We start from the raw sequence: 13,076 nt of genomic DNA, 5'->3' as shown, positions 1-13,076 counted from the left end.
TACGGGGCGGCGGGAACGGCGGCCAAACGGGCCTCGGAGCCCGCGTCGCAACCCGCGACTACCCTGGGGGAGTGACAGTTCCCGCCGCGCTCTTCCAGGGGCAGACGCCTCTCGCGGTTCGGATGCGGCCGACCTCGCTCGACGAGGTCGCCGGTCAGGGCCACCTCCTCCGCAAGGGGTCCCCGCTCGTGGCTCTCGCTGATCCGGATGCCGCGACCACGGCGACCTCGGTCGTGCTGTGGGGGCCGCCCGGCACGGGCAAGACGACGCTCGCGCAGGCGATCGCCCGATCGTCCGGCCGCCGCTTCGTCGAGCTGTCGGCGATCACGGCAGGCGTGCGGGACGTGCGCGAGGTCATGCAGGACGCCCTGACGCAGCGCGATCTGTACGGCCAGTCGACAATCCTCTTCCTCGACGAGATCCACCGCTTCACGAAGGCCCAGCAGGACGCACTGCTCCCGGGGGTCGAGAACGGCTGGGTCGTCCTCATCGCCGCGACGACCGAGAACCCGTCGTTCTCCGTGATCTCGCCCCTCCTCTCTCGCTCCCTCCTGCTCACCCTCACTCCGCTCACAGACGAAGACCTCGCGATGCTGGTGGACCGCGCCGTCGTCGACGCGCGGGGTCTCGCGGGGACCGCGGTGCTCGAGCCCGCGGCGCGCGACGCGCTCGTGCGGCTCGCCTCCGGAGACGCCCGGCGGGCCCTCACGTCGCTCGAGGCCGCGGCGTCCATCGCGGCGAGCGCGGCCGAAGACGGCGCCGCGGTCCAGATCACGGCTGATCAGGTCGCGCAGGCCGTCGATCGGGCGCTGCTGCGATACGACCGCGACGGCGACGAGCACTACGACGTCATCAGCGCGTTCATCAAGTCGATCAGGGGCTCCGACGTGGATGCCGCGATGCACTACCTCGCCCGCATGTTCGAGGCGGGGGAGGACCCGCGGTTCATCGCCCGGCGGCTCATCATCTCGGCGGCCGAAGACATCGGGCTCGCCGATCCTCAGGCGCTGCCGCTCGCCGTCGCTGCGGCCGATGCCGTGCAGCTCATCGGCATGCCCGAAGGGCGCATCCCGCTCGCCGAGGCGACGGCGTACCTCGCGACGACCGCGAAGTCGAACGCCGCGTACAACGCGATCAACAAGGCGATCGCCGACGTGCGCGCGGGGCGATTCGGGCGCGTTCCACCGCCGCTGCGCGACGCGCACTACGCGGGCGCGAAGCGGCTCGGCCACGGCAAGGGCTACCGGTATCCGCACGACAGCGAGATCGGCGTCGTCGCTCAGCAGTACCTTCCTGACGAGCTCCAGGGCACGCGCTACTACGAGCCCACCAGCCACGGCCAGGAGCGTGACGTGCAGGCGCGGCTCGAGAAGATCCGCCGCATCCTCGACGGCGGCGCGTGACCTCCGCCCCGCTCAGCGGGCTCGAACGCCCGGTCTGATAGACTCGATCGGCTCGAAACGCAGTTTTCGGGCATCCCCTCTCTTCTTCAAGACCTTCCGGCATGCCCCGGCGTGCAGTCCGGAAAGGGCGAGGAGCGGGCGATACGTCCGCGAGCCGTGAAAGACACGGCCGCGTCATCGGAAGGAACACTTCGTGGCAACGAAGTCCCAGGACCGCCGCAAGGTCCGCCTCTCGCGCGCCCTCGGCGTCGCGCTGACCCCCAAGGCAGCCAAGTACCTCGAGAAGCGCCCCTACGCGCCCGGCGAGCACGGCCGCACCAAGCGCAAGCAGGACAGCGACTTCGCCGTCCGTCTCCGCGAGAAGCAGCGTCTGCGCGAGCAGTACGGCATCCGCGAGAAGCAGATGCGCAACACGTTCAACGAGGCCCGCCGCAAGGACGGCCTGACGGGTGAGAACCTCGTCGAGCTGCTCGAGATGCGTCTCGACGCCCTCGTGCTGCGTGCCGGCTTCGCCCGCACCACGGCGCAGGCGCGCCAGCTCGTCGTGCACCGCCACATCCTCGTCGACGGACAGCTCGTCGACCGCCCGTCGTTCCGCGTGAAGCCGGGTCAGCTCATCCACGTCAAGGCCAAGAGCGAGGGCCTCGAGCCCTTCCAGGTCGCAGCGCTCGGCGGACACGCCGACGTCCTGCCCCCGGTCCCGGCCTACCTCGAGGTCGAGCTCGACAAGCTGCAGGCCCGTCTCGTGCGTCGCCCCAAGCGCGCCGAGGTGCCGGTCGTCGGTGACGTCCAGCTCGTCGTCGAGTACTACGCAGCCCGATAAGGGCGGCGCGGGAAGCGCATCGTGCACGAAGGGCGTCGGGGAAACCCGGCGCCCTTCGTCATCGGCTGTCGAGCAGTGAGCGCCAGCGAACGTATCGAGACACCGCTTACGATGTAGGGATGCCGCGACCGCGGCCGAGGAGTGGTGACATGAAGAACGTCCTGTGGTTCCTGGTCGGCATCATCGGCGGATTCGTCGTCGCGCACTTCGTGAACAAGGACCCCCGCGGCCACGAGCTCCTCGCCGAGATCGACGCCCGCTTCACCGAGTTCACCGACCGCATCGGCGACGCCTACCGCGAGCAGGAGGCGCGATTCGAGGGCGTCGTAGACGCCGCGCGAGACGCCGCCGCTGAAGTCGTCGATGCCGCAACCGGAGCAATCGCGACCGTGAAGGATGCGGCATCCGACGTCGTCGACTCGGCGACCGGTGCGGCATCCGACGCCGTCGACGCCGCGAAGAACGCCGCCGCCAAGCTCACCGACTGACCCGCATACGCACCGCTGCCCGCATCGCGGGCCGCCGGCGCTCGCCTTCGAGGAATCCACACGAATGAAGACCGCCGAGATCTCTCAGCGCTTTCTCGACTACTTCGAGAAGAACGGCCACACGATCGTGCCGTCCGCGTCGCTCGTCACCGACGACCCGGCTCTGCTTTTCACCGTCGCCGGGATGGTGCCGTTCATCCCGTACCTCAGCGGTGACGTGCCCGCGCCGTACCAGCGCGCGGCCGACAACCAGAAGTGCATCCGCACGAACGACATCGAAGAGGTCGGCAAGACCCCGCGGCACGGCACCTTCTTCCAGATGCTCGGCAACTGGTCGTTCGGGGACTACTTCAAGGCGGATGCGATCCGCTTCGCGTGGGAGCTGCTGACCTCGTCCGAGGAGGACGGCGGACTCGCCTTCGACCCCGCCGACCTGTGGGTCACGGTGTACGAAGAGGACGACGAGGCGCACGGACTGTGGCAATCGGTCGCGGGCGTGTCGGAGGACCGCATCCAGCGGCTCGGCAAGGACACGAACTACTGGAGCACGGGGCTCCCGGGTCCCGCGGGACCCTGCTCCGAGATCTTCTTCGACCGCGGTCCCGCCTACGGCATCGACGGCGGTCCCGCGACCGACGACGACCGCTACGTCGAGATCTGGAATCTCGTCTTCATGCAGTACGAGATCACCAACGTGCGGTCGAAGTACGACTTCGACATCGTCGGCGAGCTGCCCGCGAAGAACATCGACACCGGCATGGGGCTCGAGCGCGTCGCCTTCATCAAGCAGGGCGTCGACAACATGTACGAGACCGACCAGGTGCGTCCCGTGCTCGATCGCGCCGTCGCGCTCGCGGGCAAGCAGTACGGTGCGAACCACGAGGACGACGTCCGCTTCCGCGTCGTGGCCGACCACGTCCGCTCGTCGCTCATGCTCATGTCGGACGGCGTGACGCCGTCCAACGACGGCCGCGGCTACATCCTGCGCCGCCTCATGCGGCGCGTCATCCGCTCGATGCGCCTGCTCGGCGTCGACGGCCCCACCTTCCGCGAGCTCTTCACGGTCTCGCGCGACGCGATGAAGGACGCCTACCCCGTCGTCGAGACCGACTGGGCGCGCATCTCGCAGTACGCCCTCGCCGAGGAGGAGACCTTCCTCCGCACGCTCGCGTCGGGCTCGAGCATCCTCGAGGAGTCGCTCTCGCAGACCAAGGCCGCGGGTGGCACGTCGCTCGAGGGGCGCGAGGCGTTCCTGCTTCACGACACCTACGGCTTCCCGATCGACCTGACCCTCGAGATCGCCGAAGAGGCGGGTCTCTCGGTCGATCGCGCCGCGTTCGACACGCTCATGCAGGAGCAGCGCGCACGGGCCAAGGCCGACGCGCGGGCGCGCAAGCGCCAGCTCGCCGACACGAGCGTCTACCGCGACCTGCGGGCCAAAGGCGAGACGATCTTCACGGGGTACTCCGACCTCGAGACGGAGTCGACGGTGCTCGGCATCCTCATCGACGGCGTCTCGGTCGACCGCGCCGTGACGGGCCAGATCGCCGAGGTCATCCTCGCTGAGACGGCGCTGTACGCCGAGTCCGGCGGCCAAGTCGCCGACCGCGGCGTCATCGTCGGCCCGGGCTTCGAGCTCGAGGTGCTCGACGTGCAGAAGCCCGTCCCGGGTCTCGTGAGCCACACGATCGAGGTCTCGACCGGTGAGGTCGGAGTCGGTCAGGCCGCGACATCCGTCGTCGACGCCGTCAACCGCCGCGCAGCGCGTCAGGCGCACTCGGCGACCCACCTCGTCCACGCGGCCCTGCGCGACACGCTCGGCAAGACCGCGACACAGGCGGGCTCGCTCAACCGCGCGGGCTACATGCGCTTCGACTTCACGTGGGGCCAGGCGCTCTCGGATGCGACGCGGAGCGAGATCGAAGAGATCGCCAACAACGCCGTCCGAGACAACCTCGAGGTCACGACGCGCGTCCTGGCGCTCGACGAGGCCAAGTCGCTCGGCGCGATGGCGCTGTTCGGCGAGAAGTACGGCGAGACGGTCCGGATGGTCGACATCGGCGGTCCGTGGTCGCGCGAGCTGTGCGCCGGCACGCACGTCGCCACGAGCGCCGAGGTGGGGCTCATCAATCTCGTCGGCGAGTCGTCGGTGGGCGCGTCGAACCGTCGCGTCGAAGCGCTCGTCGGCGTTGACGCCTTCCGCTCGCTCGCGGCCGAGCGCGCGCTCGTCTTGCAGCTGACCTCGTCGCTCAAGACTCCGCGCGACCAGCTTCCCGCGCGCATCGCGGAACTGCAGGCGAGCCTCAAGTCCGCCGAGAAGAAGATCGCCGCCTTCGAGGCGCGCGCGCTGTCGGATCGGCTCCCGGCCCTCGCGGGGACCGCTGCCCGTGTAGGCGCGCACCTCGTCGTCGCCGAGTCGCTCGGCAGCGCGGGCTCCGCCGACGACGTGCGGTCGCTCGCGCTCCAGGTGCGCGACCGGCTCGGCTCCGATGCCGCCGTCGTGGCGCTCGGGGCGGACGTCGGCGGTCGCCCCGTCGTCGTCGTCGCGACCAACGACGCGGCGCGAGCGGCGGGTGCCAAAGCCGGCGTGCTGGCCAAGGCCGCCGCGGCGGCACTCGGCGGTGGCGGTGGCGGCCGCGACGACGTCGCCCAGGGAGGCGGAACGGATGCCGCAGCCCTCCCCGTCGCACTGGCGGCAGTGAAGGACGCGCTCGGCGCGTGAGCGGGTTCCGGCGCGGGGTGCGCATCGGCGTCGACGTGGGCAAGGCCCGCGTCGGGGTCGCGCGCTCCGATCCGGACGGAATGCTCGCGACACCGGTCGAGACCGTCACGCGGAACGACGATTCGATCGCACGTGTGCTCGCCCTCGCGGGGGAGCACGAGGCGATGGAGATCGTCGTCGGCCTGCCCATCAGCCTGAGCGGGGGAGACACGCCCTCGACGGCCGATGCGCGCGCCTTCGCGCAAGGGCTCGCCGCGGCATCCGCGCTGCCCGTCCGCCTCGTCGACGAGCGACTCAGCACCGTCTCGGCGCATTCGGCACTGCGTGGTTCAGGGCGATCTCAGCGCAACTCTCGTAGCATTGTTGATCAGGTCGCCGCCGTCGTGCTGCTGCAGCAGGCTCTCGATGTCGAGAAGAGCACGGGCCGACCTCTCGGAACATCCGTCCCCCCGGACCAGGAGCCCGCCTGATCATGCCCGATACCACCTCGCGGTTCGACGATCCCTTCGCGGATCTGTTCGGCAAGCTGCCCGACCCGCGCCACCGCGGGGGAGACGCACCCGGACCCCGGCGGACCCCTGCTCCGCTCGGCGACGAGTTCCCGGCGCACCACGACGCGCATCCGCCGGCGCCGGAGCCGGCACCGATTGCCGCGTCGACGCCCGCGATGACGCCGGTCGCCGCAGCGGTCCCGGTGACCCCGCCCGCGTCGCCGCCGGCTCCCGAGCCGACGGGGACGGATGCGGCAGCCGCGGGAGCGGTTCCGTCGTCGCGGCGGGCCGCGCGCGAAGCGCGCAAGGCCCCCGCTCCGGCCGCCGCCCCCGCCCAGCCCGCCGAGCCCGCGACGAACGTCCCAGCCGCGCCCGTGCTGCCCGCGACGGCGATCATGCCCGTGAGTCCCGCGGCGGCGCAGTCCGAGGAGCCGGCGGCACCCGCGCACCAGGAGCCCACCGGGCCGTCGACGCCGGAGCCACAGCCCGCGACCGCCCCCTTCGCCTTCGACGACCTCTTCGCGGCGCGGGCCACCGAGCCTGAGGACGCCCCGGCCGCGAACGTGCGGACGGGAACCGGCGCGCAGGGCGTGGTGGCACCCGCAGGCGACAACCTGCAGGATCTGTTCATGGGCAGGGCCTCGTCGGACCAGATCGGCCAGCCGCCGCCGCCTCCGAACCGGCGCCGTCGGCGCATCGGGGGATGGATCGCCCTCGGCATCGTCCTGCTGCTCCTCGGCGGAATCGCCGCCGGAGGCCTGTACGTCTGGACGACGTACGAGGGCCAGATCCGCGAGTTCATGGGGTGGGAGGAGCCCAAGGACTACGAGGACGGGCTCGCGAACGGCGAAGCGCTCGTCACGATCTCCTCCGGCGACACGGGCGGCGTGATCTCGCAGTCGCTCTACGACGCCGGCGTGACGAAGGAACCGTCCGCGTTCTACGACATGCTCGTCGACACGGGTCAGAACCCCACGTTCTACCCCGGGGTCTACAAGCTGCAGAAGCAGATGACCTCGGCAGCCGCCCTCACGGCGCTTCAGGACCCCGCGAACAAACTCGAGAACTCTGCGCTGCTGCGCGAGGGCCTCACCGTCGAGCAGACGCTGCCGATCCTCGCCGAGGGCATCGGACTGCCGCTCGAGGACTTCCAGGCGGCCGTCGCCGACCCGTCCGTCTACGGCATCACGGTCGACCCCGCGATCGCGGCGGCCAGTGGCCAGCCCCTCGAGGGCTGGCTCTTCCCCGCGATGTACACGTTCGACCCCGGCGCGACCGCGACGGATGTCATCCAGACGATGGTGAACCGCACGATCCAGTCGCTCGACGCCGCCGGAGTGCCCCTCGAGGACCGTCAGCGCATCCTCACGACCGCGTCGATCATCCAGCGCGAGGCGAGCTTCGAGGACGACATGCAGAAGGTCTCGCGCGTCATCCAGAACCGTCTCGATTCCGCCAACGACCAGACTTTCGGGCTCCTGCAGATGGACTCGACGGCGCAGTACGGCTACGGCGAGATGCACGACGGCACGGTCTCGTCTTCGCAGGCGGCGCTCGACGATCCCAACCCGTGGAACACCTATGTCCACGCGGGGCTCCCCATCGGGCCGATCGCGAATCCCGGCGACGTCGCGATCGACGCGGCGATGCACCCCGTCGACGGTCCCTGGTTCTACTTCGTGACGGTGAACCCCGACTCGGGCGAGACGGTCTTCACCGAGACGGTGCAGGAGCACGAGAAGTACGTCAAGCAGTGGCAGGACTGGTGCGCCGCGAACCCCGGTAGATGCTGAGCACCGCGGCGACGCGACTCGCGGTCTGGGGCGACCCCATCGCCCACAGCCGTTCGCCGCAGCTGCACGGCGCCGCCTACGGCGTGCTGGGCCTGGACTGGACGTACGGCCGTCGGCAGGTGACGGAGTCGTCGTTCGCCGCGGAGGTCGCGTCGCTCGACGACACGTGGCGGGGCCTGTCGCTCACGATGCCGCTCAAGGGCGTCGCGTTCGAGGCCGCGGTCAGCCGGGATCGGCGCGCCGAGCTGACGGGCGCCGTCAACACGCTCCTGCTCGACCGGGACGGTCTGCGCGGGTTCAACACCGACATCGGCGGCATCGTCCGCTCGCTCGCGGAGGAGGGGATCGAGGGCGTCGATGAGGCGCGCATCGTCGGCGCCGGCGCGACCGCGACCTCCGCGATCGTCGCGCTCGGCGAGCTGGGCGCTCGGCGCGTCGAGGTCGTCGCGCGCCGACCCGAAGCGGTGGAGCCGCTCGCGCAGCTGGGCCGCGAGCTCGGCATCGCCGTCGTCGCCGTCCCGTTCGCGGCATCCCGCCACGATTCCGTGCCGCTCACGATCGCGACCCTCCCCGGCGACGCGCCCTTGGCGGAAGGGGCCGCCGACGCCCTCGCAGAGGCGGGCGGCCTGCTGCTCGACGTCGTCTACGGCCACTGGCCGACGACCCTCTCGACCGCGTGGGAGAACGCGCGGCATCCCGCCGTCTCGGGGCTCGGGATGCTGCTGCACCAGGCCCTCCTGCAGGTGCGCGTGTTCACGGCGGGCGACCCGGATGCTCCCGTGGATGACGAGGAGTCGGTGCTGGCCGCGATGCGCCAGTCGATCGTGGGAGACTAGATCAATGCTCCGCGTGCTCACGGCCGGCGAATCGCACGGCCCCGAACTCGTCGCCATCATGGAAGGCCTGCCCGCAGGCGTCCCCATCTCGCGCGCCGCCATCCAGGCCGACCTCGAACGACGCAAGCTCGGCTACGGCCGCGGCTCGCGCATGAAGTTCGAAGAGGACGAGCTCACGATCTCGGGCGGCGTCCGCCACGGCCTCAGCCTCGGCAGCCCCATCGCGCTGCGCGTCGGCAACACCGAGTGGCCGAAGTGGGTCGAGGTCATGAGCCCCGAGCCGGTCGAGCTCACCGAGAAGTCGCGCGGCCGCGGCGCCGCGCTCACGCGCCCCCGCCCCGGTCACGCCGACCTCGTGGGCATGCAGAAGTACGACTTCGACGAGGCGCGGCCGATCCTCGAGCGGGCGAGCGCCCGTGAGACCGCGGCGCGCGTCGCGCTCGGCGCCCTCGCGCGCGGCTTCCTCGGCGAGCTCGGCATCCGGCTCGTGAGCCACACGCTCTCGATCGGCCCCGTGCGCGTCCCCGAGGACGCGGACCTGCCCGCGCCCGACGATGTCGACCGGCTCGACGCCGATCCGCTGCGCTGCTTCGACGCCGCGACGAGCGCGCGCATGGTCGAAGAGGTCGACGCGGCGCGCAAGGACGGCGACACGCTCGGCGGCATCGTCGAGGTGCTCGCGTACGGCCTTCCTCCGGGACTCGGCTCGCACGTGCACTGGGACCGTCGACTCGACGGCAAGCTCGCCCAGGCGCTCATGAGCATCCAGGCGATCAAGGGCGTCGAGGTCGGCGACGGCTTCCTCACCACCACCCGCCGCGGCTCGCAGGCGCACGACGAGCTGTTCTCGACGGATGCCGGCATCTCGCGCTCGTCGGACCGCGCGGGCGGCACCGAGGGCGGCATGTCGACGGGCACGGTCCTGCGCGTGCGCGCGGGCATGAAGCCGATCGCGACAGTCCCGCACGCGCTGCGCACGATCGACGTCGCGACGGGCGAGACCGCCGCCGCGCACCACCAGCGCTCCGACGTGTGCGCCGTGCCGGCCGCCGGCGTCGTGGCCGAGGCGATGGTCGCGATCGTGCTTGCGGAGTCCGTGCTCGAGAAGTTCGGCGGCGACAGCGTCGGCGAGACGCGCCGCAACCTCGAGGCCTACCTCGCGGCGATCCCGGATTCGCTGCGGACGACGCCGGCATCCGAGGCGGACCTCGTCGCGCACGAGCTCTCCTGACCGATGACCTCGAGTTCCACGGGAGCCATCGTGCTCGTCGGCCCCATGGGCGCGGGCAAGAGCAGCGTGGGGCGGCGGGTCGCCCGCGAGCTCGGCGTGCCCTTCGCCGACACCGACAGCCTCGTCGCGCGTGAGCACGGCGCCATCCCCGCGCTCTTCGCGGAGCACGGGGAGGCGCGCTTCCGCGAGCTCGAGCGAGCCGCCGTGCGCGCCGCACTTCAGGAGGGCGGTGTCGTCGCCCTCGGCGGGGGCGCGGTGCTCGACGCCGACACGCGCCGTGATCTCGCCGATCACCGCGTCGTGCTGCTGACTGTCGCGCCGCACATCGTGCGCGCGCGGATCCAGGGCGAGTCGCGGCCGCTCCTGACCGACGGCGAGGATCCCGTCGCGCGCTGGCAGTCGATCCTGAACGAACGTCGCGGGTTCTACGAAGAGGTCGCCGACGTCACCTTCGACACCTCGACGGGGCCGCTCGCCGAGGTCGTCAACCACATCGTCTCGTGGGTCCGCTCCGGCCGCCCCGCTGACGACGCACGCGATGCACTGAACGAGGGGACCGAGACGCAGTGAGCGACGTCACGACCATCACCGTCGGGGGAGACCAGCCCTACGACGTCATCGTGGGGCGCGGCATCCTGGACCGCGTCGCGCAGGCCCTCCCGGCTGCCGCGCGCAAGGTCCTCGTGGTGCACCCGCCCACCCTGGCGGCGCAGGCCGCGACGCTGCGCGAGGCCCTCCAGTCGGACGGCACGCGCGAAGTGCTCCTCGCCGAGGTGCCGGACGCCGAGGCGGGCAAGCGCGTCGAGGTGGCGGCGTTCTGCTGGCAGATCCTCGGGCAGGCCGATTTCACGCGCACCGACGCGATCGTCGGCTTCGGCGGCGGCGCCGTCACCGACCTCGCAGGGTTCGTCGCGGCGACCTGGCTGCGCGGCGTCGCGGTCGTTCAGGTGCCCACGACGGTGCTCGCCATGGTCGACGCGGCCGTCGGCGGCAAGACCGGGATCAACACCGCCGAGGGCAAGAACCTCGTCGGCGTGTTCTGGCCGCCGACCGCCGTCGTGTGCGACCTCGACCTGCTCGACGGCCTCTCGCCGAACGAGCGCACCGCCGGCTTCGCGGAGGTCGTCAAGGCAGGCTTCATCTGGGCGCCCGAGATCCTCGATCTGATCGAGGCCGACCCGGTCGCGGCCGTCGATCCGCAGAGCGCGGCCTTCCGGCGCTGCATCGAGCTCGCCATCGACATGAAGGCGCGGGTCGTGGGGGAGGACCTCCGCGAGGCGGGCCTGCGCGAGATCCTCAACTACGGCCACACGCTCGGGCACGCGATCGAGCACGCCGAGCGCTACCGGTGGCGGCACGGCGCCGCCATCTCGATCGGCATGGTCTTCGCGGCGGAGCTCTCGCGCCTCGCGGGACGGCTTCCGGATGCCGCCGCACAGCGCCATCGCGACATCCTCGAGACGCTCGGCCTGCCGACGTCGTACCGCGGCGGCGCGTGGCCTCAGCTGCTTGCGACGATGCAGCGCGACAAGAAGAGCCGCGGCGGGATGCTGCGGTTCATCGTGCTCGACGACATCGCCCGTCCGACGGTTCTGCAGGCGCCCGACGAGTCGCTCCTGTTCGCGGCCTACCAGGAGGTCGCGGGCTGAGAGCCCTCGCCGGCGGCGGTAGGTTCGGAGCATGACCGTGCCCCGCCGTCTGCTCCTGGTCAACGGACCCAACCTCAACCTGCTCGGCGTGCGCGAGCCCGAGGTCTACGGGACGGCGACGCTCGCCGACGTCGAGCGTTCGGTGACGGATGCCGCGGCCGCCCGCGGCTTCGAGGTGCGCGCCGTGCAGTCCAACCACGAAGGCGTGCTCATCGACGCGATCCACGCGGCCCGCGAGGACTGCGCGGGCATCGTCATCAACCCCGGCGGTCTCACCCACACGTCGGTCGTGCTCCGCGACGCGCTTTCGGGCGTCGCTCTCCCCGTCGCCGAAGTGCACATCTCGGACGTCATGAAGCGCGAGCCGTTCCGCCATCACTCCTACGTCGCGGACGTCGCGCTCGTCCACGTCATCGGCGAGGGGATCCCGGGCTACGCGAAGGCCGTGCGCCTGCTCCTGGACGCCATCACGGGACAAGCCGAGGGCTGATCGCGGCGCAGGAGGCGGCATCCCGTAGAATCGAACGTCGGGTCGCACGCGCCGAGCGGGTTTCGAGCCTGCCGAGGGCAGCGACCGACCCATCGACTCTCTGACGAACGGAACTCCTTCAGCCATGGCATCGACCGCAGACATCAAGAACGGCGTCGTCCTCAGCATCGACGGACAGCTCTGGAACGTCATCGAGTTCCAGCACGTCAAGCCCGGCAAGGGTGGCGCGTTCGTCCGCACGAAGCTCAAGAACGTCGTCTCGGGCAAGGTCGTCGACCGCACCTACAACGCGGGAGCGAAGATCGACATCGAGAACGTCGACCGCCGCGACTTCACCTACCTGTACAACGACGGCGACAACTTCGTCTTCATGGACGTCGCCGACTACGACCAGATCAACGTCGGTGCCGCCACCGTCGGTGACGCGAAGAACTTCCTGCTCGAGAACCAGCAGGTGCAGATCGCCCTCAACAACGGCAACCCGCTCTACGTCGAGCTGCCTGCGTCGGTCGTCCTCGAGATCACCTACACCGAGCCGGGCCTGCAGGGCGACCGCTCGTCGGCCGGCACGAAGGCGGCGACGGTCGAGACGGGCTACGAGATCCAGGTCCCGCTCTTCGTCGAGACCGGCACCAAGGTCAAGGTCGACACGCGCACCGGGGACTACCTCGGCCGTGTGAACTGACGCGCTCCCTCCATGAGTGCCCGTTCGAAGGCGCGCAAGCGCGCGCTCGACATCCTGTTCCAGTCCGACGTCCGTGATGAGGACCTCGCGGCGATCCTCGCCGCCGAGGCCAAGCGCGCGGCGAGCGAGCCTGCCCGCGAGGCGTCGTGGCTCTACGCGCGCGAGATCGTCGACGGCGTGATCGACAATCGCGACGCGATCGACGAGCAGATCACGACCTTCGCGAAGGACTGGTCGCTCGCGCGCATGCCCGCCGTCGATCGCGCCGTGCTGCGCATCGCGGTGTGGGAGATCCTCTACAACGACGAGGTGCCCTCGGCCGTCGCGATCGATGAGGCCGTCGAGCTCGCGAAGGAGTTCTCGACGGACGACTCCGGTTCATTCGTGCACGGCGTCCTCGCCAAGATCGCCCGCGCGTCCTGATCCCGTCTCCCGGGGCGGCCGTCGTGTCGGCGGCTCCTGAGA

Annotated in this window: 13 protein-coding genes; all 13 read left to right on the top strand. The window is 70.9% G+C overall.

Annotated features, from left to right (window positions below):
- Positions 1-122: 122 nt before the first annotated feature.
- The 13 genes from MJ607_RS06645 (at position 123) to nusB (ending at position 13,034) form a co-directional block, all read left to right on the top strand.
- Complete coding sequence (locus MJ607_RS06645; protein ID WP_243075273.1) at positions 123-1,403, top strand: replication-associated recombination protein A; 1,281 nt, start codon at positions 123-125, stop codon at positions 1,401-1,403.
- 193 nt (positions 1,404-1,596) lie between these two features.
- Positions 1,597-2,226: a 30S ribosomal protein S4 gene (rpsD, locus tag MJ607_RS06640; protein WP_243074786.1), complete on the top strand. Its 630-nt coding sequence runs from the start codon at positions 1,597-1,599 to the stop codon at positions 2,224-2,226.
- A gap of 149 nt (positions 2,227-2,375) precedes the next feature.
- The gene (locus tag MJ607_RS06635; RefSeq protein ID WP_243074785.1) at positions 2,376-2,714 is read left to right on the top strand and encodes an ATPase; all 339 of its coding nucleotides are present in this window, start codon (positions 2,376-2,378) and stop codon (positions 2,712-2,714) included.
- A gap of 64 nt (positions 2,715-2,778) precedes the next feature.
- Positions 2,779-5,436 (top strand): alanine--tRNA ligase, encoded by a 2,658-nt coding sequence (gene alaS / locus MJ607_RS06630; RefSeq protein ID WP_243074784.1) that lies wholly within the window; start codon positions 2,779-2,781, stop codon positions 5,434-5,436.
- A complete protein-coding gene (gene ruvX, locus MJ607_RS06625; RefSeq protein ID WP_243074783.1) occupies positions 5,433-5,906 on the top strand; it encodes a Holliday junction resolvase RuvX in 474 nt (157 codons plus the stop codon). Before alaS ends, ruvX begins: the two co-directional genes overlap by 4 nt.
- Positions 5,907-5,908: 2 nt before the next feature.
- On the top strand, positions 5,909-7,720 hold the full coding sequence (mltG, locus tag MJ607_RS06620; RefSeq protein ID WP_243074782.1) for an endolytic transglycosylase MltG: 1,812 nt from the start codon (positions 5,909-5,911) through the stop codon (positions 7,718-7,720).
- On the top strand, positions 7,714-8,556 hold the full coding sequence (locus MJ607_RS06615; protein WP_243074781.1) for a shikimate dehydrogenase: 843 nt from the start codon (positions 7,714-7,716) through the stop codon (positions 8,554-8,556). Before mltG ends, MJ607_RS06615 begins: the two co-directional genes overlap by 7 nt.
- Before the next feature lie 4 nt (positions 8,557-8,560).
- Positions 8,561-9,787, top strand: a complete 1,227-nt coding sequence (gene aroC, locus MJ607_RS06610; RefSeq protein ID WP_243074780.1) for a chorismate synthase — start codon at positions 8,561-8,563, stop codon at positions 9,785-9,787.
- 3 nt (positions 9,788-9,790) lie between these two features.
- Positions 9,791-10,357, top strand: coding sequence for a shikimate kinase (locus tag MJ607_RS06605; RefSeq protein ID WP_243074779.1), 567 nt, complete (start codon positions 9,791-9,793; stop codon positions 10,355-10,357).
- Positions 10,354-11,436, top strand: a complete 1,083-nt coding sequence (gene aroB, locus MJ607_RS06600; protein ID WP_243074778.1) for a 3-dehydroquinate synthase — start codon at positions 10,354-10,356, stop codon at positions 11,434-11,436. The genes MJ607_RS06605 and aroB overlap by 4 nt, the downstream gene beginning before the upstream one ends.
- 31 nt (positions 11,437-11,467) lie before the next feature.
- A complete protein-coding gene (gene aroQ / locus MJ607_RS06595; RefSeq protein WP_243074777.1) occupies positions 11,468-11,926 on the top strand; it encodes a type II 3-dehydroquinate dehydratase in 459 nt (152 codons plus the stop codon).
- Between the two features lie 124 nt (positions 11,927-12,050).
- Complete coding sequence (gene efp, locus MJ607_RS06590) at positions 12,051-12,611, top strand: elongation factor P (RefSeq protein WP_243074776.1); 561 nt, start codon at positions 12,051-12,053, stop codon at positions 12,609-12,611.
- A gap of 12 nt (positions 12,612-12,623) precedes the next feature.
- Positions 12,624-13,034, top strand: a complete 411-nt coding sequence (gene nusB / locus MJ607_RS06585) for a transcription antitermination factor NusB (protein ID WP_243074775.1) — start codon at positions 12,624-12,626, stop codon at positions 13,032-13,034.
- Positions 13,035-13,076 lie beyond the last annotated feature (42 nt).

This window comes from Microbacterium sp. SS28 (assembly GCF_022761035.1).
Lineage (GTDB): Bacteria > Actinomycetota > Actinomycetes > Actinomycetales > Microbacteriaceae > Microbacterium.
This window is presented reverse-complemented; position numbering and strand designations above follow the sequence as displayed.